15 protein-coding genes and 2 rRNA genes (1 of these 17 cut by a window edge) are annotated in these 20929 nt (G+C 60.7%); 4 read left to right on the forward strand and 13 right to left on the reverse strand.

The window, feature by feature from the left end; genetic code table 11:
* Nucleotides 1-96: 96 nt before the first annotated feature.
* The gene (locus tag J3P94_RS23995; protein ID WP_434569892.1) at nt 97-1008 is read right to left on the reverse strand and encodes a LysR substrate-binding domain-containing protein; all 912 of its coding nucleotides are present in this window, start codon (nt 1006-1008) and stop codon (nt 97-99) included.
* A gap of 171 nt (nt 1009-1179) precedes the next feature.
* Nucleotides 1180-1770, reverse strand: a complete 591-nt coding sequence (locus J3P94_RS24000; protein WP_434569893.1) for an NAD(P)H-dependent oxidoreductase — start codon at nt 1768-1770, stop codon at nt 1180-1182.
* 199 nt (nt 1771-1969) lie between these two features.
* Between J3P94_RS24000 and J3P94_RS24005 the strand changes: the two genes are divergently transcribed.
* Nucleotides 1970-2284, forward strand: a complete 315-nt coding sequence (locus tag J3P94_RS24005; RefSeq protein WP_434569894.1) for a putative quinol monooxygenase — start codon at nt 1970-1972, stop codon at nt 2282-2284.
* Here J3P94_RS24005 and J3P94_RS24010 read toward each other — a convergent pair.
* Nucleotides 2274-3038, reverse strand: coding sequence for a sulfite exporter TauE/SafE family protein (locus tag J3P94_RS24010; RefSeq protein WP_434569895.1), 765 nt, complete (start codon nt 3036-3038; stop codon nt 2274-2276). The genes J3P94_RS24005 and J3P94_RS24010 overlap by 11 nt on opposite strands.
* Before the next feature lie 197 nt (nt 3039-3235).
* On the opposite strand from J3P94_RS24010, the gene J3P94_RS24015 reads away from it, so the two are divergent.
* Together J3P94_RS24015 and J3P94_RS24020 are read left to right on the forward strand one after the other, a co-directional pair.
* Nucleotides 3236-4117: a LysR substrate-binding domain-containing protein gene (locus tag J3P94_RS24015; RefSeq protein WP_434569896.1), complete on the forward strand. Its 882-nt coding sequence runs from the start codon at nt 3236-3238 to the stop codon at nt 4115-4117.
* 96 nt (nt 4118-4213) lie between these two features.
* On the forward strand, nt 4214-4558 hold the full coding sequence (locus tag J3P94_RS24020; RefSeq protein ID WP_434569897.1) for a cupin domain-containing protein: 345 nt from the start codon (nt 4214-4216) through the stop codon (nt 4556-4558).
* Between the two features lie 137 nt (nt 4559-4695).
* Here the strand turns inward: J3P94_RS24020 and mmsB are convergent, their stop codons facing one another.
* Entirely contained in the window at nt 4696-5583 is an 888-nt protein-coding gene (gene mmsB, locus J3P94_RS24025; protein ID WP_434569898.1) for a 3-hydroxyisobutyrate dehydrogenase, read from the reverse strand.
* A gap of 10 nt (nt 5584-5593) precedes the next feature.
* Nucleotides 5594-7120, reverse strand: a complete 1527-nt coding sequence (locus J3P94_RS24030) for a CoA-acylating methylmalonate-semialdehyde dehydrogenase (RefSeq protein WP_434569899.1) — start codon at nt 7118-7120, stop codon at nt 5594-5596.
* 139 nt (nt 7121-7259) lie between these two features.
* On the opposite strand from J3P94_RS24030, the gene J3P94_RS24035 reads away from it, so the two are divergent.
* The gene (locus J3P94_RS24035; RefSeq protein ID WP_434569900.1) at nt 7260-8207 is read left to right on the forward strand and encodes a LysR family transcriptional regulator; all 948 of its coding nucleotides are present in this window, start codon (nt 7260-7262) and stop codon (nt 8205-8207) included.
* Here the strand turns inward: J3P94_RS24035 and J3P94_RS24040 are convergent.
* The 8 genes from J3P94_RS24040 to J3P94_RS24075 form a co-directional block, all read right to left on the reverse strand.
* Nucleotides 8204-8707, reverse strand: coding sequence for an OmpA family protein (locus tag J3P94_RS24040; RefSeq protein ID WP_434569901.1), 504 nt, complete (start codon nt 8705-8707; stop codon nt 8204-8206). The two genes, J3P94_RS24035 and J3P94_RS24040, sit on opposite strands and share 4 nt — an antisense overlap.
* Before the next feature lie 5 nt (nt 8708-8712).
* Entirely contained in the window at nt 8713-9981 is a 1269-nt protein-coding gene (locus J3P94_RS24045; protein ID WP_305497012.1) for a diguanylate cyclase domain-containing protein, read from the reverse strand.
* Nucleotides 9978-10553 carry a YfiR family protein gene (locus J3P94_RS24050; RefSeq protein WP_305497013.1) on the reverse strand — a complete coding sequence of 192 codons (576 nt, stop codon included), beginning with the start codon at nt 10551-10553 and terminating at the stop codon, nt 9978-9980. The genes J3P94_RS24045 and J3P94_RS24050 overlap by 4 nt, the downstream gene beginning before the upstream one ends.
* 133 nt (nt 10554-10686) lie before the next feature.
* Nucleotides 10687-12783: an exodeoxyribonuclease V subunit alpha gene (recD, locus tag J3P94_RS24055; protein WP_434569902.1), complete on the reverse strand. Its 2097-nt coding sequence runs from the start codon at nt 12781-12783 to the stop codon at nt 10687-10689.
* The gene (gene recB / locus J3P94_RS24060) at nt 12780-16469 is read right to left on the reverse strand and encodes an exodeoxyribonuclease V subunit beta (protein ID WP_434569903.1); all 3690 of its coding nucleotides are present in this window, start codon (nt 16467-16469) and stop codon (nt 12780-12782) included. The genes recD and recB overlap by 4 nt, the downstream gene beginning before the upstream one ends.
* Nucleotides 16466-19918 carry an exodeoxyribonuclease V subunit gamma gene (gene recC / locus J3P94_RS24065; protein ID WP_434569904.1) on the reverse strand — a complete coding sequence of 1151 codons (3453 nt, stop codon included), beginning with the start codon at nt 19916-19918 and terminating at the stop codon, nt 16466-16468. Before recC ends, recB begins: the two co-directional genes overlap by 4 nt.
* A gap of 155 nt (nt 19919-20073) precedes the next feature.
* Nucleotides 20074-20189, reverse strand: a 5S ribosomal RNA gene (gene rrf / locus J3P94_RS24070).
* Nucleotides 20190-20338: 149 nt separating this feature from the next.
* A 23S ribosomal RNA gene (locus J3P94_RS24075) occupies nt 20339-20929 on the reverse strand; it runs 2301 nt beyond the window's last position.

The following is a 20929-nucleotide window of genomic DNA, read 5'->3' on the forward strand; positions in this document are numbered from 1 at the left end:
CTCCTTGGCGAAATAAGTGATGGGACGAGTATCGAGGAGCGTTCCTTGCCGAAACAGTCCACGTTGCCCAAATCACTCTTGCCTTGAAGTCACGAATCAGCCCTTGAATTCCCGCGAGGCGTACCCGGCGAGCTTGCCTTGGATAAAGTCCAGGAAGCACTGGATCCTCAGCGCCAGTTGAGAGTTGCGGTAGTACACCGCGTTGATCGGCTGGCGGTAGCCGCTGTTGGCACCGGCCAGCAGCACCTTGAGGCGGCCGGCGCTGATATCGTCGCGCGTCATGAAATCCGACAGGCAAGCGATGCCCTGCCCTTGCAGCGCCAGGTGACGCACCGTTTCGCCGCTGGACGCGCTGATGGCCGGCTGGATCGGCCAGCGATCACCGTGGATGTGGCGCAGCGGCCACTGGTTGAGCCCGTCGTTCTGGGCAAACCCCAGCAGCGAATGCTCCGCCAACTCGGCCACGCTTGAAGGTGTGCTATGGCGCTTGAGGTAGGCCGGGCTGGCGAGGATGTGCAACGGACTGCATCCCAGCGACCGTGCATGAAGCGTCGAGTCGGTCAGGGTGCCGATGCGGATGGCGACGTCTGTGCTTTGCTCGAGCAGATCGATGATCAAGTCGTTGCTGTTGAGTTCGAGCTGAATGTCCGGGTAGAGCGTGCGGAATTCTTCGATATGAGGAACGATCGCGTGCAGCATGAACGGCGATGCGGCATTGATCCGCAAGCGCCCGGCGGGGTTCTTCTGGCGGGAAGACAGGCGCTCTTCCAGCTCGTCCATCTGGTCGAGAATGCCCTTGGCCTGCTCGAAGAAGTACCTGCCTTCTTCAGTCAGGTCCATGCGCCGCGTGGTGCGGTTGATCAGCGTGGTGTCGAGCTTGGCCTCCAGGCGCGACAACGTGCGGCTGACCGCCGACGGCGTCTGCCCGACCTGCTCGGCGGCGGCGGAAATCGATCCGCACTCGATCACGCAGACAAAAATCTGCAACTCGTCGGATCTGGCTTTCACAGACATCCTCTCGTGGAATGCATATACCGATGTAACGATCGCCTTTGTGGCGAGGGAGCTTGCTCCCGCTGGGCGCGTAGCGACCGCTTTTTGGAGGCGCTTCGCACCTCAGCGGGAGCAAGCTCCCTCGCCACGACACCTTCGCTTCAAGTCAGCCGGATACTAGCCCGATTACCGAGAAAGACCGAACACCTCAATCAAATGCCGCTCATACCGCGCCACATCTTCTTCGACGTTCGGACGCTTCATCACGTCCACGCAGAGAAACGTTGGCAGACCGCTCATGCCGAGAAACTGGTTGGCCTTGTGGAACGGGAAATACACCGCGTCCACGCCCTTGGCTTCGAAGAAATCAGTCGGGTCGTCGAAGGCTTGCTGCGGGGCGTTCCAGGTCAGCGACAGCATGTACTGCTTGCCCTGCACCAGGCCACCGCTGCCATATTTCTGCGAAGCATCGGAACGGGTGCGGCCGTCGCTGGCATAGAGGCTGCCGTGGCCTTCGGTGAAGACCTCGTCGATGTATTTTTTTACCGTCCAGGGAGCACCCATCCACCAGCCGGGCATCTGGTAAATGATCACGTCGGCCCAAAGGAATTTCGCGACCTCTTCCTTGATGTCGTAGCCGCCGTCGATGAACGTGGTTTTTACATCCAGGCCGCCACGGTCGAGCACGCTGAGCGCGGTGTCGTGCAGGGTTGCGTTATAGCGACCGTCGGAGTGAGCGAATTGTTTACCGCCATTGAGCAACAGGACTTTTTTCATCAGGAGCCTCATCAGGTTCCACGACGTACGCCGTTGAACGGCCGCCGAAGGGAAGATTGAAAATGATGGCGGCAGAGTACCGATGAGCTTCGCGCGGAATAAGCAGCGAAACGACAAAACTGTTTTGACCTAAACGCACGAATCACAGCTTGATTGTTGCCGTAAAATTCGCCGGACCCTTTTACCAGGAGCCCACCTGATGAGTGAATTGCACGGTTTCATCCTGCACGCCAAGACCCGCCCGGAAAAAGCCGAAGCCTTCGAAACGCTGTTTCTCGCCTATGTCGAACCAAGTCGTGCCGAGCCTGGCTGCATTGAATATCACATGCTGCGCGACCAGCAGGACCCGACCCTGTTTATCTTCTATGAGATCTGGGCATCCCAGGCGGACCTGGAAGTGCATTCGAACCTGCCGCACATGAAGCAGTTCTTCGAGCAGCGCATGGACTATCTGGAACGCGACTTCGAGATCCGCCGCGTCGACATGCTCAGTCGATCCTCGGCTAGCCGTTGATCAACAAATGGCCGCCGAGCGCGCCAAGGCCAATGAAAAACACCCGCTTGAACAGCACGGCGCTGATCCGCTGGCGCAACCATTGCCCCAGCCACATCCCCAGCAGCGCCGGCACCAGCGCCAGCAGCGAAGCGCTCAGTTCACCGCCCCCCAGCACACCGCGCCACAGCAGGCCGGCCGCCAACGCTAGTGTCGAGACGGTGAATGACAGGCCGAGGGCCTGCACCAACTCATCCTTGCTCAAGCCCAGCGCTTGCAGATAAGGCACCGCCGGGATGACGAACACGCCTGTGGCCGAGGTGATCACACCGGTCAACACGCCACAGAGTGGCGCGAGCCAGTGTTCATCCCGGGCGCTCACTCGCAACGTCGGCAGCAACAACCCGCTCAGCGCATACAACACCAGCGCCGCGCCGAGCGCCCGTACTGCCCAGGCGCCGCCCACATTGCCGATCCACAACGTGCCAAGGCCGGTGCCGATGAAAATCGCCAGCAGCAGCGGCCACAAGCGCCGGATCAATGCTTGCAGATGCCCGCCAGATGCCAGTTGCCAGACATTGGTCAGCGTGGCTGGAATCAGCAACAGTGCCGCAGCCTGTGCCGGAGCCATAGCCAGGCCGAGAAGTCCCATTGAAATGGTCGGCAGGCCAAGGCCAATCACCCCCTTGACTGCGCCGGCCAGCAAAAAGGTGCCAATGACCAATAAAGAAAGGGCCAGGCCGAGGTTTTGGTAGAAAGCGATAAGTGTGTTCATGGGGTTATCCTGAAGCCCATGCCCGGGTTTGAAAATGTGCCATATACTGAGAGTGCCTCTTGTCTGGCGATAGGCAAAAAAATTACATTGCCGCTTTCGCGAGCAGGCTCGCTCCCACAGTTGAATTGCAAACCGTGTGGGAGCGAGCCTGCTCGCGAAAGCAATAAACCAGACACCGCAGCCCCCAAGAGCATCCCATGCACTTCGACCTCACCGACCTGCGCCTCTACCTGAACATCCTCGACACCGGCAACATCACCGCCGGCGCCGCTCGCAGCCATCTGTCCCTGGCAGCGGCAAGCGCCCGGGTTCGCGCCATGGAGGCGTCCCTGGGCATCGACCTGCTCGAACGCGGGCGGCGCGGCGTCACTCCGACGCCGGCCGGCAAAGCCTTGGCCCAGCATGCCCGGGTCTTGCTGCAGCACGCCGAACATCTGCAACAGGACCTGGCCGAATACGCCAAAGGCGTCAAAGGCCAGGTGCGGCTGCTGTGCAACACCAGCGCGATGACCGAATACCTGCCCGAATTACTCGCCAGTTTCCTCAACAGCCACCCCAACCTGGACATCGACCAGCAGGAATTGCCCAGCTCACGGATCACCCACGCGTTGCGCCAGGGCGCCGCAGACCTGGGTATCGTTTCCGACGCGGTGGACACCGCTGGCCTTCAGACTTGGCCTTTTCGTGACGATCCGCTGGTTTTGGTCCTACCGTCGGGGCATCCCTTGGCTGACGGCCGCACGCCGAGTTTCAGCGAGACCCTTAACCACGACTATGTCGGCCTGAACGCCACCAGCGCGCTGGCGATTTACCTGGAGGAACAGGCGCTGCACACCGGAATGCGCATGCAGATCCGCATTCGCGCCGAGGGCTTTGACGGGGTGATCCGCATGGTTGCCCATGGCGCGGGTATTGCCGTCGTGCCGAAGGCCGCTATCGAACGCCGTCCATCCCAATCCTCATATCACTACGTGCCGCTGCAGGAGGCCTGGGCGCACCGGGCCCTGTTGCTTTGCGCACGGAATTTCGAGCGTCTGCCGGCCTACGCCAAGGCCCTGGCCCGGCATCTGGCCGATTGATGCGCGCTTCTGGGCAGCCCGGTGTCGAGTTCAGGCATCTGCCTGGTCCTTCTCCACGCTAGGGTGCAGGTTCTTTCCTGCCCCTTCGGAGCTCACATGACCGCCCCCATCACCATCCTGCGCGATACTCATCCGCTGCCTGTACTCGATGCCTGCAAATGGGAAAAACTCGAAGGCGACCCGCACACCGTCAACCTCAACGCTTACACCAGCGAAGACGGCAGCAAGATCATGGGCACCTGGATCTGCACGCCCGGCAAGTGGCGGGTGGACTACGTGAAGTGGGAGTATTGCCATTTCCAGGAAGGCTACTGCGTGATCACCCCGGACGGCATGGCGCCGATTCATCTGCGCGCCGGTGATATTTTTGTCGTCGAACCAGGCATGAAAGGCACGTGGGAAGTGGTCGAGACCGTGCGTAAATATTTCGTGTTTGCCTGAAACAAAAAAGCCGAGGGACCACCTGTGGCGAGGGAGCTTGCTCCCGCTGGGTTGCGCAGCAACCCAATTTTCATGGGCGCTTCGCACCCAAGCGGGAGCAAGGTCCCTCGCCACAAAAGCCTCTCGATATCACAGGTTCACTGCGGCTTGCGATAGCTGTTCACAATCGCCGAGAAATCCTTGCCGCCCTCGCCCCGCTGGCTCATCGCCTGGTACAACTGCTGCGCCACCGCCCCCAGTATCACCGGCTGACGGGCCTGCCGCGCGGCTTCGGTGGCCAGGCCCAAATCCTTGAGCATCAGGTCCGCGCCAAACCCGCCGGTATATCCACGCGCCGCCGGGGCCGTTTCGATCACGCCGGGCCATGGGTTGTAGGTATCGGAACTCCAGCATCGACCGGTCGAACTGTTGATGATGCCGGCCAGCACCTGGGTGTCGATCCCCAGGGCATCGCCCAAGGCCATGGCCTCGCTGACGCCGACCATGGAAATCCCCAAGAGCAGGTTGTTGCAGATCTTGGCGATCTGCCCGGTGCCGACTTCGCCGCAATGCACGATGTTGCGGCCCATTTGCGCCAGTACCGGTTGCAAGGTGGCGAACAGCTCAGGCGTGGCGCCGACCATGAAGGTCAGGGTGCCCGCCGCCGCGCCGCCGGTGCCGCCCGAGACAGGCGCATCGGCCATTGCCACTCCCTGCCTGGCAGCGGCAGCCGCCACGTCACGGGCGGTTTGTGGATCGATGGTGCTGCAATCCACCGCCGGCGTGCCGGCGGCGATACCTGCCAGCACGCCGTCTTCGCCCAGCCAGACACTGCGCACATGGGCAGCGGCCGGCAGCATGGTGATCACCAGCGCCGCGCCCTGGGCCGCATCGCGAGGCGAGGCGCTGATGGTGCCGCCGAGCGCCGCCAGTTCGGCCAGCACCGTCTGGTTCAGGTCGAACAGGTTCAGCGAATGGCCGGCTTTGAGCAGGTTGCGCGCCATCGGGGCGCCCATGTTGCCGAGGCCGATAAATGCGATGTTCATGTCCGGCTCCTTAACGCAAGTTGATGGTGGTGTTCACACCGTCGTTGACACTGTCATCGTCGAACCAGCGCGCGGTGACGGTCTTGGTCTGAGTGTAGAACTGCACCACTTGTTTGCCGTAAGGGCCGAGGTCGCCGAGTTTCGAGCCGCGGGAGCCAGTGAAGCTGAAAAACGGCACCGGCACCGGGATCGGGATGTTGATACCGACTTGGCCGACGTCGATTTCGCTCTGGAATTTGCGCGCCGCCGCACCGCTCTGGGTGAACAGGCCGGTGCCGTTGCCAAACGGATTGGCGTTGACCAGGGCGATGGCTTGATCGAGGGTATCGACCTCCAGCACCACCAGCACCGGGCCGAAAATTTCCTCGGTGTAGATGCGCATGTCGGTGGTTACGCCGGAAAACAGGGTCGGACCGACGAAGTTGCCCTGCTCGAAGCCCGGCACGCTGATGTCGCGGCCATCCAGTTCAAGTTTTGCGCCTTGCTGCACGCCGCTCTCGATCAGTTCAAGGATGCGCGCCTTGGCTCGCTTGGAAATCACCGGGCCGACATCCGTGCCCGGCTCGCTGCCGGCATTGACCTTGAGTTTCTGCGCCAGCGCCTTCAGCTCCGGCAACCATTGCCTGGCCGCGCCCACCATCACTACCACCGAAGTCGCCATGCAACGCTGGCCCGCCGCGCCGAAACCGGCACCGACCAAGGCGTTCAGGGTTTGCTCGCGATTGGCGTCGGGCAGCACCACGGCGTGGTTCTTTGCGCCCATCATCGATTGCACGCGTTTGCCATGGCGACCCGCCAGGTCATACACATGGGTGCCGACCGCCGTTGAGCCGACGAAGGAAACGGCCTTGATGTCCTTGTGAGTGCAAAGCGCATCCACCACATCCTTGCCGCCGTGCACCACGTTCAGCACGCCCGGCGGCACACCGGCCTCGATGGCCAGCTCCACCAGCAGCATGGTCGACAGCGGATCCTGCTCCGACGGCTTGAGCACGAACGTATTGCCGCAGGCGATGGCCATCGGGAACATCCACAGCGGGATCATCGCCGGGAAATTGAACGGGGTAATGCCCGCGCACACACCAATCGGCTGACGCAAAGTATAGGTATCCACACCACCGGCGACGTTCTCGGCAAACTCGCCCATTTGCAGGGTGCCGATGGAGCAGGCGTGCTCGACCACTTCCAGGCCGCGGAAAATATCGCCTTCGGCGTCGGCGATGGTCTTGCCTTGTTCGGCGCTGAGCACCGCGGCGATGCGCTTGGAATGCTCGCGGATCAACGCCTGGAGCTTGAGCATGATGCGCATCCGCGCACCGATCGGCGTCAATTTCCAGGTCTGGAAAGCACGCTGGGCAGCAGCGATGGCGGCATCGACTTCCGAGGCCGTGGCAAACGGTACCTTCGCCAGCACTTGTTGGGTGGCCGGGTTGACGATGTCGTGCCACTCGCTGGATTGGGACTCGACCCACTCGCCATCGATCAGCAATCTGACGGTTTGCAGGGCTGTGTCGCTGGGCGTAAGGGAAACGTTCATGCTGGCCTCCGGGATTGTTCTTATAGGGATGCGCTGGTTCAGCACCGACCAAGGTGAAGAGTCACCTTGGTGATGAGACGGTTTTTGGAGTATAGATGTGCAAACTTCTAATAAGAACGCACATAAAAACCGGTCCATCATGCAAAAAAACATCACCTCCTTAGGGTCGCTGAATTGGGACGACCTCAAGTTTTTCCTCGAAGTGGCCCGCACCCGCAAGGCCAGCACGGCCGCCAAGCGTCTGGCCGTCGACTACACCACGGTGTCGCGACGCATCAGCTCGCTGGAAGCTTCCTTGGGGACGCTGCTGTTCGAAAAATCCCGGACCAACGGTTTTGTCCTGACGGCTGAAGGCCAACGTTTGCTGGGCTATGCCGAGTCGATCGAAAGCACGCTGCACATGGCTTGCGAACAGGTTTCAGGCTCAGGCGTCGCGCTGTCCGGGCATGTGCGCATGGGCTGCACCGAAGGCTTCGGCAGCTTTTTCATCACCCCGCAGTTGAGCCACTTCGTCGACGCCTACCCGGCGATCTCGGTGGACATCCTGCCGCTGCCGCACTTCATCAGCCTCTCCAAGCGCGAAGCCGATATCGTCATCGCCCTCGAGCGCCCGGAACACGGACCGTACGTGTGCTGCAAACTCTGCGACTATCGGTTGCAGCTTTATGCAACCCGGCAATACCTGGACAATCACCCACCGATCCACCGCCCGGCAGACCTGAACAAGCACTCGTTCATCAGCTACGTGGATGACCTGGCGTTCAGTTCCGAGCTGCTCTACCTGGCCAACGTATTGCCCGGCGCCCACGCTCATTTGCGCAGCACCAGCGTGATCGCGCAATTCGTGGCGGCGCAACAAGGCCGGTCACTGGCGATCCTGCCATGCTTTTTGGCCGCCCAAGACCCACGCCTGCTGCCGGTGCTGCCGGAGGAGATCACGGTCACCCGGCAGTTCTGGATGTACTGCCGGGAAGACCTGCGCAAGCTCAAGCGGATCACGTTGTTGTGGGATTACATCCGGGAAGTCACCGAACAGAACCAGCCACTACTCATGGGTGACAGCCGGGAGATGGTGTTTGCCGATTAGTCGGCGATGACCACGATGGCAACGCGACGATTTTCGGTGCGCCCGCTGGCGGTGTCGTTGGGGGCGACGGGTTGGCTGCTGCCCAGGCCACGCAGTTGGACGTTTTCTTCGCGCATGCCCACGCCTCTCAAGACTTTGCCAACGCTTTCGGCCCGACGTATCGACAGTTGTTCGTTATAGGCCTGGGAGCCCGATGCATCGGTGTGGCCGTCGATACGTACCCGCTCGATTCCCGCACCCAGCAGTGCCTTGCCGATCCGCTCGACGATCTCGGTGCTGGCCGGGTTGAGGCTTTCCACGTCACTGCCAAACAGCACTTTGCCCGAAAGTCCGAAGGCCCAGCCATCGTCCGTTAATTTGAACCCCTGCTCCTTGAGAACAGCGATCTGCGCTGGGCTCAGTCCTTTTTGCGGCGTCGTCTGGCATCCGCTGAGGGCAAAAATGGCGATGAACAAAAATGCTGCATAACGCAGCAGAGAAAAACGCGAATTGGAAAACATGCAAATCAGCTCCTGGTTTGAAGATCCGCGACCGGGTGCTCCGACCCCGCCGTGTGTTGGCCGCCTCGGGCGAGGCGTTTGGCCTGGTACATCGCCGCATCAGCGGCGCTGAGCAAGGCGCCGGGCGTGGCGCCATGATCGGGGTAAACGGCGATGCCAATGCTGAGGGACGTCAGGACCGAGGCATTGCCGGGCAATTGAATCGGCATCTCCATGCTGGCGATGATTTTTTCAGCGATCCGTTCGGCATCCTCGGTCTTGTGCAACGGCGCCAGCAGCACGGCAAACTCGTCACCGCCCAGGCGCGCGACCAGGTCATCCTCACGCAACTGCGCCCGGACCCGGGTCGCCACGGCGGTCAACACCGCGTCACCGGCGGCATGACCAAAGTTGTCGTTGATGCCCTTGAAGCGATCACTGTCCAGGTAGAGGACGGCCACTTGCTCGTCGAGCTTGTTGGCATTGCGCAAGGCACGGATCAGCCGACCTTCGAAAAAGGCCCGGTTCGGCAGCCCGGTCAGGCTGTCGTGGCTGGCCTGGTGAGCCAGGGTCTCGTTTTCACTTTGCAGATGGGTCTGCCAGGATTCCAGCTCGGCAAGCAGTGCGTTGAAGTCGTTGCCCAGATTATCCAGTTCAGCGATATCGGCCGGTGGCACTCGGCGATCCAGGGCACGCTCGCAACGGGCGGCGTGGGCCACTTCAGCCAGGCTACGCAAAGGTCCGGTAATCGCCCGCAACTGACGGCGCGCCAGATACAGGGCGACCCAGGCACTGACCGCCGTGCACAGAATGATCCCGGCCAGGCCGCTGAGCAGAAAGCGCAACAAGCTACCGCCGTGTCCTGCCAGCAGGATCCTGCCTATGTTCTGTTCCTGGTGGATGATTGGCAGGCTGATGGGCTTTTCCAGGAATGCCTTGGCGATGTGCATTTCCAGTTCCGACAGGAGACCGGTTTCCGGTCGCCGCCAATGAGCCAACAGACGGCCACTTTCATTGAAGACCTGGGCATCGGCGACTTCTTCAGTGGAAGCAATAAGGGCCAGCGCTTCGGTGGCCGCCGCAGCGTCATCGAAAACCACGGCCGCCTCCACGGTGTAGCTGATCGAACGGGCAATCAGATGCAAGTTGTGATCGGCATAGACCCGTAAGGCAAGCACGCCCAGCAAGGTCAGGGAGACGCTGGCCATGGTGATCGCCACCAGCGCAACGATCAGGTGACCGCGACCGATGACCGAGCCCAACGTGGGACGAATTCGTGATCTGGACGAATTCATGGCGCGGCGGGCCTACGGCGTGACAGCTGGAGGACGCTCGGATGGATGCGTACACCGCTGCGTGCCACCGAGTCGAGGTTGACCTCGAACGACACCTGTTCATCTCCGACCCGCAGGCAGAACAGGCTGCCCACGGTGCATTGGTCGCCGCCTTCGCTGATGCTCAACACCGGCTTGCCGATCAGGGACTCAAACAATCGGGAGCGTTCGTCGTTGGTCAGCCTGCCGATGTAGACGGCATTGCAATCGCTCGCGATGCCGGGATGGTCGGCCAGCAAGCGCTGTACCGTCACAGGCCTGCCGGTGGCCTGGGCGGTGCCTTTGACCAGGTCGTCGGTGTATTGGGTCGGACCGACGATGCACAGCTGCAATTGCGTCGGTTCAACAGGCCAGCGAGCGTAGCTGAGGATCCCCAACACGACCTGGGTGACCGCTTCGGCCCGCTGTTCGGCCCGAGTGGTAGAGGTCGGCTCTTGGGCGGCAATTGCAGGCGACAGCAAGCACAGCAGACCGGCGAGCACATAATGCCTCCGGCCGTTTCCGCGCGCCGCCCCCCGAACCGCCGCTTCCATGGAGAATCTCTTGGTGTGGATAAGTGCGAAACGATAGCACAGTGTCAAAAAGCCAGCGAGACAGAGTCCTACGCAAATTTCCGTCAGAAAACAGACTAATCACAACCTTTGAACAAACAGGCAAACCCGAGCTTCAGTCGTTTCCATCCAATTCCAGCATCAACCCGCTCAACCGCTTGACCTTGCGCCGAACTGCTTCTTCGAATATTCCCGTGCGCGGCTCTATCAGGCTGAACCACTGCTTGCCTCGGGTAATGGCGGTATACACCAGTTCCTTGGTCAAAACGGGGTTCAGGGCATCCGGAAGAATCAGGGCCGTGTGAGTGAATTCCGACCCCTGGGACTTGTGCACCGTCATGGCGTAAACGGTTTCCACGTCATTCAGGCGGCTGGGCAGGACGAAACGCACACCACCCCGGCCATCGTTACGAGGAAAGGCGACCCGCAGGACCTGCTTGCCAGCGTCAGGACCGTCACGCTCGGGCAACTTGAGAGCGATCCCGATATCGCCGTTCATCAATCCCAGCCCGTAGTCGTTGCGAGTCATCAGTACCGGACGCCCCTCGTACCACTGGTGATCGCTATCGATCAGGCGAGCCTTGAGCAGCGCGGCGGTGATTCTCGGGTTCAGGCCCTCGACGCCCCACGGCCCCTTGCGTACGGCACAGAGCAATTGGAACTCGTCAAAGGCCGACAAGACCTCACGCGCCCAATCAGTCCAGCAACTGTCCTCCAGCGGGCGAGAAATGTGCGGACGTCGCTGTCGCAGCAGGCTCAGATAATGCCGATAGCCCTGCGGACCACCGGGTCGACCATCGAGCAACCAGCGCTCGAGCGTCCCGTCGTGCTGGCTCTTCAGCGCCAGGGAGAACAGGTCGGCATATTGGCCCTCCTCCAGCAATTGACGAGCTTCTTCAGGTTGCTGTCGATTGACCCGTCGGGCCAGTTGGCCGATACCGCTGCCTTCGCCAAAGCGTCGGGAATGCCTGAGCATCACCACTTGCTGCGCGAGGGGGTGACTGTCGTCGAGATCCTGTTTCAGATCGCTCGCCGCCAGGCTCTCGCCGCTGACGGACTCGAGCCAGGCGCGCGTCTGTGGGCTATACCAGCCGTCCTCGGCGTCCCGACACAGATCCCCCAGTACCGCGCCGGCCTCCACAGAAGCCAGCTGGTCCTTGTCGCCCAACAGAATCAACCGCGCATGGGACGGCAGCGCGTCCAGCAGATTGGCCATCATTTCCAGATCGATCATGGACGCCTCATCGACCACCAGCACATCCAACGGCAATCGATTGCCACGATGGTGGCGAAAATGTCGGGTGCCGGGACGACTGCCGAGCAGGCGATGCACCGTGGTGACATCGCAGGGAATCCTCTCGCGTACGGCATCGATCACATCAAGCGTCCGAACTTGCTGGCTGATCGACTCGGTCAGCCGCGCAGCGGCTTTGCCGGTGGGTGCGGCCAGGCGAATCCGCAGCGGTTTCCCCGCCTCGACGGCAGGTGCCTGCAGCAAGGCAAGCAAGCGCACGACCGTGGTGGTCTTACCCGTGCCCGGGCCGCCGGTAACGATGCTGAACGCGCTCCGCGTCGCCAGCGCGCAAGCCAGCTTCTGCCAGTCGATCGGGCCGGTCGTGCTGGCCGGCCCGAACAGTCCGTCCAGCCGCTCGCGCAGGTCATCAGGGGCGCTTTCCTGTTCGGCCAGGCGTTGACGCAACGCCGCGTCGATCCGTCGTTCATAGCCCCAGTAACGACGCAGGTAAAGCCGTTTGCCGGACAATACCAGTGGCCGTTGCTGCGCCTCTTCGCTGTCATCGACCGCCAGGGCCACGAGGCTGCTGGACGCCAGGACCTTGCACCAATGGGCACCGTCCAGCGTTCTCAGGATCTGCGAAGGCAACAGCATCACGCCTGTCTGCAGGTCGCCCTCGGGGGGCAGTGACAGGGCGAAATCAGGTTCCTTGAGTGTCTCGAACAGGTCCAGGCAAACATGCCCATGGCCCAGTTGGTGGCTGGTCAGCGCAGCCGCCAGCAATACCAGCGGATCATCGCCAGGCGACAATTCATGCAGGAACACCACGAATGCCTTGTCCAGGGCCCGCAACCAGCCACGTTCCACCCAGCGCGTGAGCAACAGCAGCAGGTCCTCGGCACGACTCAGGGGCGCCAGGTCGACCAGCCCTTCGTCGTCGAGCGATTGAGGCAGCAGGTCGGCAAAGGAGCGACTCATAACAATTCTCCTTGCACCCATGCCGGCTCGGCCTTGGGCGCGGGTGCTCCCTGGAACAGGCGGTCAAGCTGTTCGATCAATGCCCGAGGGGGCTTGGTGAAAAACACGCCCTGGCTGGCTGAACGTGTGCCGCGCAGGAAAAGATACAACGCGCCACCGACATGCCGGTCGTAGTCATAGTCTGGCAGGCGCGCCTTGAGCTGGCGATGCAGGGCCAACAGGTACAGCGTGTATTGCAGGTCGTAACGATTATCCAGAATCGATTGCTCCATGGCTTGAGCGGTGTAGGCCATGTCATCGGCGCCCAGCCAGTTGGATTTGTAGTCAGCCACGTAATACCGGCCGTCATGCTCGAAGGTCAGGTCGATGAAGCCCTTGAACATTCCGTTGAGCAGTGCCGGTTCTGCGGCGACACGAGCCGCGCCACCGTGGGTTGACTGGCAAACCAGCTCATCAAGCTTGAGCACATCAACCTTGTGACTGGAGAACCAGAACTCCATCTCGACCTGAAATTGGCTCAACTGAGCCAGTACCACCGGAGGCTGTCCGCCACCGATCTGCAAGGGCGTCGTGACCAGGTGCTGCAACCAATCTCCAAGGGTGTTGATCCAGCCTTTCCAGCCGCGGCGGTTGCAACGTCGCGCGATGGCATCTTCGATGGCCATTGGCGAGGCGGTAAATCCTTCTCCGGCAGCCCATTCCAAGAGACCATGGAGAAACGTACCGGGGTTGGGACCGCGCGGGAACCGATGGATATCACCACCGACGGCAAGGACTTCCCTGGGAGCGTCGGGATCAAGCCGTTCGTCATCGAACATTTTCTGCGCCTGCGGGTTTTCCGGCGCGGAATCGGTGCCGGCGCTGAGACTTTCTCCAAAGCGCAGCGCGCTGTACGAAGCGATCCACCAGTTCTCGCTGGCTTTACGTACCGGAAGCAAGGGTTCAAGCAACACCGCATCGTTACGTGGGGGTCGATAGTGCTGATCGTTGGCCTCCGGCATATCCTGGCAGCTCACCGCGTCGCTACCCTGCTGCAGATCTTCCAGCCAACGTCTCAACGCCACCGACTCGGTCAACGGCGCACCACCGCCCAACAGATACCCCAGCGCAGACAGATGCAGGATCGAGCGACTGTTACTGCCTCGCTTGAGATCGGCCACACCTAACCAGCAGGCATGCTGCGCGCGGGTAAGCGCCACGTATAGAAGCCGAAGATCCTCGGCCAGGCGCTCGTCGTCGGCCTTGGCGATCAACTCGGGGCTGGGCGTAAGACTGATCTGCGCATGACCGGCTTCATCGTGGTAATGCAACGGCAATCGGCTGCCGTCCACCGGTTTCGTCGAGCATATGAACGGCAGGAAGACCAACGGATACTCAAGCCCCTTGGATTTATGGATCGTGACCACCTTGACCAGTTGCTCGTCGCTTTCCAGGCGCAGGATCTGTTCCTCTCCCGCCTGCCCGGTCAATGCAAGGTGTTCGGACAGATAGCGAATCAAGGCCTGCTCGCCATCCAGCTCGACGGCGGCCTGCTGCAACAGCTCGCACAGATGCAACAGGTTAGTCAGCACCCGCTCGCCATCGCCACGCATCATCAAGGCCTGGGGCAGCTTGAAGTCATGCAGCAGGCGCCTCAGCATGGGCAGCACGCCCTGGGTGCGCCAGACCATCCGATAGCTACGGAACTGCATGACTCGGCGTTCCCAGGCCAACTCGTCCTGGTTGAGGCGCTCCAGTTCTGCAAGCGGCAGATTCAGGGTGACGCTGGCCAGCGCAGCTCGCAGCGGCCGCTCGACGTCCGGCTCGGCGCAAGCCTTGAGCCAGGCCAGCAAATCCCTTGCTTCCTGCGAGGCGAAGACCGAGTCCTTATCGGATAGATAAACGCTGCGCACACCCCGTGCCGACAACTCGTTTCGCACGGCCTGCGCTTCCTTGCCATCACGCACCAGGATGGCGATATCCGCCGGTCGAAGCCCCCGTAACATTTGCCCATCACCAACGAAACCATCGTGCCCTGACTGGCCGCCATTGAGCAGCGCCGTGATTTCACTGGCGCAGGCCACGGCCATTTGCTGTCGATACACCGCTCCGGAGAGCGGCTGGTCCGAGGCCAGATGCCAGATATTCAAAGCCGCGACCGTCCGCCCCGCAAGCTGCAAGGACTCCTTGCGGCCCTGGGAGTCGACCGGCAGGAATGGCACCGGATTCTCACCCGATGGCTCGCGGAACAGAAAAGCCCCGCGCCCATTCAGCCGCGATTCGGCGTATTGAAAAATATGGTTCACGGCGCCGACCATGGCATGACTGGAACGGAAATTGGTCCCCAGCGTATGCAACCTGCCGGCAGTGGCTTGGCGGGCGCGCAGATAGGTGTAGATGTCGGCGCCGCGAAACGCATAAATAGCCTGTTTCGGATCCCCGATCAGGAACAGCCCCGTTTCAGGATCGTTGTCGCCAATGCGATAGATACTCTCGAAGATGCGGTACTGGACCGGGTCGGTGTCCTGGAACTCGTCAATTAGCGCAACCGGAAACTGCTCGCGAATCAGGCTCGCCAGGCGCTCCCCACCTTCAGCCTGCAAAGCTGCGTCCAGGCGCAGCAGCATGTCGTCAAATCCCATTTCCGCCCGGCGCCGCTTCTCCGCCTCGAAGCGCGCCCCGACCCACTGTGCAGCATGCTGCAGCACCGCAGCGTCAGGAGTGGGCAAGGCATCCAGGCCGGCCTTCAGGCCCGCCATGGCGTCCAGCCCTGGGTGGTTGGGCACGTCGCCCTTCCAGGCCTCGGCCATGCCTTCGGGCGTCAAGCGCGTGAAGCCGGTGCCGATGTCGAGCAGCTCCAAGCTCTCGTCTTCAACCCATGCAGATAGCTTCTGAAACCATGGCTCGAAGTAACGAGCCTGCATCTTCCGCCCGTCGACGGTTTTATTGGCTACGCCTTGCTGGCAGATCTCCAGCAACTCCACCGCCCACTGCCGCCAGGGCGCCTTGAGATCGAGCAAGGCTGCGCTGCGCTCACGCAGGGACGCGGCGATGAGTTCAGCCGGTTCAAGTCCATCGTCACCACCTCGCGAGTTGGCAAACAACCCCCTCACCCGTGGCAACAAAGCAGCAGGACCGCCCCAGTGCGCTCGCACCCAATCCAGTGCCTCACCCTCCATCGAGTAGCAGAACAATCGCCAATAATCGCGCAGCACCTCGCCGAGCAATTCGCTGTGGTCGGTTTCCAGGGTCTGGGTGAACAGGCTGCCACTGTCAAAGGCATGCTCACGAAGCATCCGCTGGCACCAGCTGTGGATCGTCGAAACGGCGGCTTCATCCATCCATTGTGCGGCGATATCCAGCCGATTCGCACAGCCAGGCCATTGCCCTTTATCAAACTCATCACGCAGTGCGTTTATCAACGCGTCGGGAGCGGGAATCTCGTCACGAAAAAAACGCGCCGCTTCCGCGAGGCGGGTGCGGATGCGTTCGCGCAATTCCTTGGTGGCAGCGTCGGTGAAAGTCACCACCAGTATCTGCGGAGGAAGCAGCTCACGGCCAAAGCCGGCCGTCGAGCCGCCATGTCCCAGCACCAGGCGCAAGTACAACGCCGAGATGGTAAAGGTCTTGCCAGTTCCTGCGCTGGCTTCGATCAATTGACTGCCGCGTAGTGGGAAAGCCAGCGCCAAGGGTGTTTGTCGACTCATGAATGCGCTTCCTCACCCGCCAACGAACGCCACGGTGCTTCCAGAAGCGGTCGATAGAGCGCGTCACACCAGTCGGGGAATGTTTCGTCAGCGATAAGCGCATCGAAGTCGGCATATTGCCGAGCCAGGGCGGGGCTTTCGCGCCGCTCGCCTTCAGACGTCAGCCCATCGCCTTCGTAGGCTTTTCGAGCGGCCGATTCGGCTTTGTCCAGATCACTCTGGCCGAGCCAGGCGAAGGCGGTCTTCACTGCGATTGGCAGCGGTTGGCGCATGCCAGCCTGCCAGGCTTGCAACAAATCGCCGAGCAGCTTGCGGGCTACCGACTCGTCAAAAGGATTCAGCAGCAAGCTGTCATCGCTGGCGACCAATGCCGTCGTCATCGACAGACCGTTGGCGCAAGCCACGAGATGGTTCACCCAGGGTCGTATCAAGCGGTGCCATTTCCGGGTCCTGGTAGAACCGATACTGTTGGGAATGGCAGTGATGGCGAGGACCGCACCATCGGAGCGCTGGTGCAGGCCGCTGAGCCAACCTTCAATGTTCACACCGTGTAATTGCAGGCTGACGGGCACGGCACTGGTCAGCGGAGTCGGCCATAGCGCAAGAAGTTGCTGGTAGCGTTGCAGTAGATCAGGCAGCGGCTCGATCAATTCACGCTGCATACATTGGCCAAAGCCAGCCATGGGTAACAGGCCGCTGTTCTGAAGCCTCCTGGCGTGAGCCTCCAATGCAAGGTCCGCTTGGTCAAGGCGAACAAGGGCAGCCTCGAGCAGGCTGTCGCTCAGGCTATAGCGCTGCAGGGCATCCAGGATGAAAGGTTCGTCGTCCGCCAATGGGGCTTCGAGAGGCTCGAAGAACACCTTGAGTCGCTGGCTGAAAAAGTGCCGGACAGGATTACGCAGGAAGTCCTGCAACTGACCAAGCCCCAGGGGTTCCTCCTGAACGTAGGGCTCCAGGGCCCCAGGCTTGCCAGCGTGCTCATGATCCTCATGAAGTCCTCGCCATTCGCTGGCATAGCTGAACAGCTCATCGCCCTGGTAGAAATAACGAGCGCTGAACGGTTGCAGGGGGTGCTCCTGGGTCAGCGCTTCAAGAAGGTCGCCATGGACATCCGCCGACTGCCAGCCACTTGCCAGATGATCGCGCAATTGTCCGACCAGGACTGAGGCAGGCCGCTCGCTGTTGTCGCGGATGCTGCGCCCGACCCAACTGATGTAGAGTTTTTCCCGCGCAGAAAGCAGCGCCTCCAACAGCAGGTAGCGATCGTCCTCGCGTCGAGAGCGATCCCCCGGTCGATAATCACTGCCCATGAGATCGAAATCCAATGGCGGCTGGGCCCGTGGATAATCACCATCGTTCATGCCCAACAGGCAGACCAGCTTGAAGGGGATCGCCCTCATCGGCATCAAGGTACAAAAATTGACCGCTCCGGCGAGGAAGCGCTGGGACAGTCGCCCTTGATCCAGCCCCGCCAGCCAGGCCTCTCTGACAACCGTCAACGGCAGCTCGTCGTGCAGGCCGACCGACTCGCAGGTTTCTAACCAGTTTTCACGCAAATCCTCGAGCTGGGCCAGCAGATAATCGTCATGCTCGTTGCTCGCCAGAAAGAACAACTGCATCAGGTCATGCAGGCGCGTCCCCCAGTCCTGAGGTGAGGCGGGTTGACTGAGCGCCTGGTAAGCAACCTCCAAGGCATCGAGCAATGCAACCAACGGACCGATCAATGCGGCATCCAGACCACCGATTTCGTCATAGGGTTCTATGCCTTCATAGGCTTGCGAATCACCAACGGCATACCCCAACAACATGCGACGCAGGCCGAAACGCCAACTGTTCTGCTCCAACTCCGCAGGCAAGCCCAGCCCGGCTCGGTGCTCGGCGCTTATCCCCCAACGGATGCCTGCGCCCTCGATCCAACGGTGCAGTGTCGGTAAATCGGCCTCCTCAATTCCAAATCGTTCGCGCAATGCCGGGACGTCCAGCAAATCAAGGATTTCGCTGACGGGAAAACGGCTATCGGGGAGTTTCAGCAAATGCTCGACGGCAATCAGCAGCGGATCGCGTCCACGCTGACCTTGGTCCGTCAGTGTGAATGGGATGAAGCGGGGATCGACCCGGTCGAGTTGGCCGAATACCGCGCGAATATGCGGCGCATAACTGTCGATGTCGGGGACCATGACGATGATATCCCGAGGGCGTAAAGCCGGGTCATTGCTGAAATGGGCAAGCAACTGATCATGAAGAATCTCGACTTCACGCTGGGCGCTGTGGGCGATATGAAAACGAATCGATCCGTCTCGCGAGGTATCGACCGCGGGCCATTTTTCCCGAGTTTCGCTCAGTGGCCGCAGCTCAAGAATGTCATCCTGCAACTGGCTGAGGAGCGTAGTGGGATTGCCTTCGCTGAACAGGTCGATCCGCCCTTCGCGAAATACCGAGCGATAGGTATTTGGCTCGTCATAGCTGTCGAGCAAGTTGATATAGTCGCGACCCTGTTTCCCCCAGGCAGCCAGCAACGGATGAGCATGCTGATGCAAGGTTTGCGGGTCCAGGACGTCCGGCATGCCGCTCTTGCGTGCCTGCCGCTTGTATTGGTGGCGAAGCAGATCCTTGTCGGCCACGATATCTGCCCAATGGTGACGGCATGGGTTATGGACGCACAGCAGAACCTGACTGAACCGTGACAGACCGGCCAGGGCTTCGAGCGCTTGGGCGGGCAGTGAGGAAATACCGAAGACTATTACCCGTGCAGGCAGACCTTTTGGAGCGGCTTCCAGACTATTGATGCGCTCGATGTAGCGCTGATGAACACCCGCACGGCTTTGAGCCATGCCTTGCTCTCCCACATCCAGCAATAACGCCCGCCACAATTCCGCTTGCCAGCAATTCGCCGGCGCGAGCGGCTTGATTTCACCCCGGACGTTGCGGGTCTGATGGCGCCCTTGGGCCCAGTCTTCGAGCCAGTCGGCTCGGTACACCTGATATTGGTCGAACAAATCTGCAAGGCGCTCGGACAACTGGTACCGCTTGCGCAAGTCCGTGTCATGGGTCAGAAAACGCCGCAGGGGCTCGAAATGGGGCTGTTCAATCAATTGCGGCAGGAGGCGCATCAGCCGCCATGTAAGCGGGGCCTTGTCCAGCAAGGACTTGGCTGGAATCTCGTCACGCCCGAGCACCATTCGATAGAGCTGCCACATGAAACTGCCGGGCAGCTGCACATCAATCGCAGCCGCGATGCCGCAGCCGCCCATGTCGTCGTCAAGGGGATCCTCAGCCAGTGCCAGCTTCAGCCATTGGGCAATGCCGTTGCTTTGTACGAGCGCGATTTCATTTTCAAGAGGGGCCAGCGGATAGCGCCGCATGAGGCTTATCACCAGGCTGCGCAGCTCATCAAGGCGGTTCCCGTGGACCACCATGAAAGCAGGGCTGAGGGACTTAGCGTCCGGCATAAAGGCGTCCTTGAAAAATGCAAAAGCCAGGGCGGAACCTTAGCATTGTCGGGGGGCCGTGACAGCCGGGAGCTTTCTGCACTTGTCGTAAGAATTTTCTTGCGGGCAAAACAAAACCCCTACCTGCGTCAGCAGATAGGGGTTTCGGAATTTAATCTTGACGATGACCTACTCTCACATGGGGAAACCCCACACTACCATCGGCGATGCATCGTTTCACTTCTGAGTTCGGGATGGGATCAGGTGGTTCCAATGCTCTATGGTCGTCAAGAAATTCGGTAGCCAGCGCGTGCCTTGCGGTCACGTTCCAGCGAATGGGTATGCGATAGTTTGTGGGTTTTGACTCGAACTTTCGGTTCATCTCGTCTTCACACACCGCAATCTGGCCTCTTTCGAGTCTACAGATTGCTTGGGTGTTATATGGTCAAGCCTCACGGGCAATTAGTACAGGTTAGCTCAACGCCTCACAGCGCTTACACACCCTGCCTATCAACGTCGTAGTCTTCGACGGCCCTTCAGGGGACTCAAGGTCCCAGTGAGATCTCATCTTGAGGCAAGTTTCCCGCTTAGATGCTTTCAGCGGTTATCTTTTCCGAACATAGCTACCCGGCAATGCCACTGGCGTGACAACCGGAACACCAGAGGTTCGTCCACTCCGGTCCTCTCGTACTAGGAGCAGCCCCTCTCAAATCTCAAACGTCCACGGCAGATAGGGACCGAACTGTCTCACGACGTTCTAAACCCAGCTCGCGTACCACTTTAAATGGCGAACAGCCATACCCTTGGGACCGGCTTCAGCCCCAGGATGTGATGAGCCGACATCGAGGTGCCAAACACCGCCGTCGATATGAACTCTTGGGCGGTATCAGCCTGTTATCCCCGGAGTACCTTTTATCCGTTGAGCGATGGCCCTTCCATACAGAACCACCGGATCACTAAGACCTACTTTCGTACCTGCTCGACGTGTCTGTCTCGCAGTCAAGCGCGCTTTTGCCTTTATACTCTACGACC

The organism is Pseudomonas sp. Z3-8, from assembly GCF_051131975.1.
Taxonomy (GTDB): Bacteria; Pseudomonadota; Gammaproteobacteria; order Pseudomonadales; family Pseudomonadaceae; genus Aquipseudomonas.

What these genes read in the sequence shown, in the direction of transcription:
- J3P94_RS24000 (WP_434569893.1), bottom strand. Translation starts at nt 1,770, where the DNA reads ATGAAAAAAGTCCTGTTGCTCAATGGCGGTAAACAATTCGCTCACTCC.
- J3P94_RS24005 (WP_434569894.1), top strand. Translation starts at nt 1,970, where the DNA reads ATGAGTGAATTGCACGGTTTCATCCTGCACGCCAAGACCCGCCCGGAA.
- J3P94_RS24010 (WP_434569895.1), bottom strand. Translation starts at nt 3,038, where the DNA reads ATGAACACACTTATCGCTTTCTACCAAAACCTCGGCCTGGCCCTTTCT.
- J3P94_RS24015 (WP_434569896.1), top strand. Translation starts at nt 3,236, where the DNA reads ATGCACTTCGACCTCACCGACCTGCGCCTCTACCTGAACATCCTCGAC.
- J3P94_RS24020 (WP_434569897.1), top strand. Translation starts at nt 4,214, where the DNA reads ATGACCGCCCCCATCACCATCCTGCGCGATACTCATCCGCTGCCTGTA.
- mmsB (WP_434569898.1), bottom strand. Translation starts at nt 5,583, where the DNA reads ATGAACATCGCATTTATCGGCCTCGGCAACATGGGCGCCCCGATGGCG.
- J3P94_RS24030 (WP_434569899.1), bottom strand. Translation starts at nt 7,120, where the DNA reads ATGAACGTTTCCCTTACGCCCAGCGACACAGCCCTGCAAACCGTCAGA.
- J3P94_RS24035 (WP_434569900.1), top strand. Translation starts at nt 7,260, where the DNA reads ATGCAAAAAAACATCACCTCCTTAGGGTCGCTGAATTGGGACGACCTC.
- J3P94_RS24040 (WP_434569901.1), bottom strand. Translation starts at nt 8,707, where the DNA reads ATGTTTTCCAATTCGCGTTTTTCTCTGCTGCGTTATGCAGCATTTTTG.
- J3P94_RS24045 (WP_305497012.1), bottom strand. Translation starts at nt 9,981, where the DNA reads ATGAATTCGTCCAGATCACGAATTCGTCCCACGTTGGGCTCGGTCATC.
- J3P94_RS24050 (WP_305497013.1), bottom strand. Translation starts at nt 10,553, where the DNA reads ATGGAAGCGGCGGTTCGGGGGGCGGCGCGCGGAAACGGCCGGAGGCAT.
- recD (WP_434569902.1), bottom strand. Translation starts at nt 12,783, where the DNA reads ATGAGTCGCTCCTTTGCCGACCTGCTGCCTCAATCGCTCGACGACGAA.
- recB (WP_434569903.1), bottom strand. Translation starts at nt 16,469, where the DNA reads ATGAGTCGACAAACACCCTTGGCGCTGGCTTTCCCACTACGCGGCAGT.
- recC (WP_434569904.1), bottom strand. Translation starts at nt 19,918, where the DNA reads ATGCCGGACGCTAAGTCCCTCAGCCCTGCTTTCATGGTGGTCCACGGG.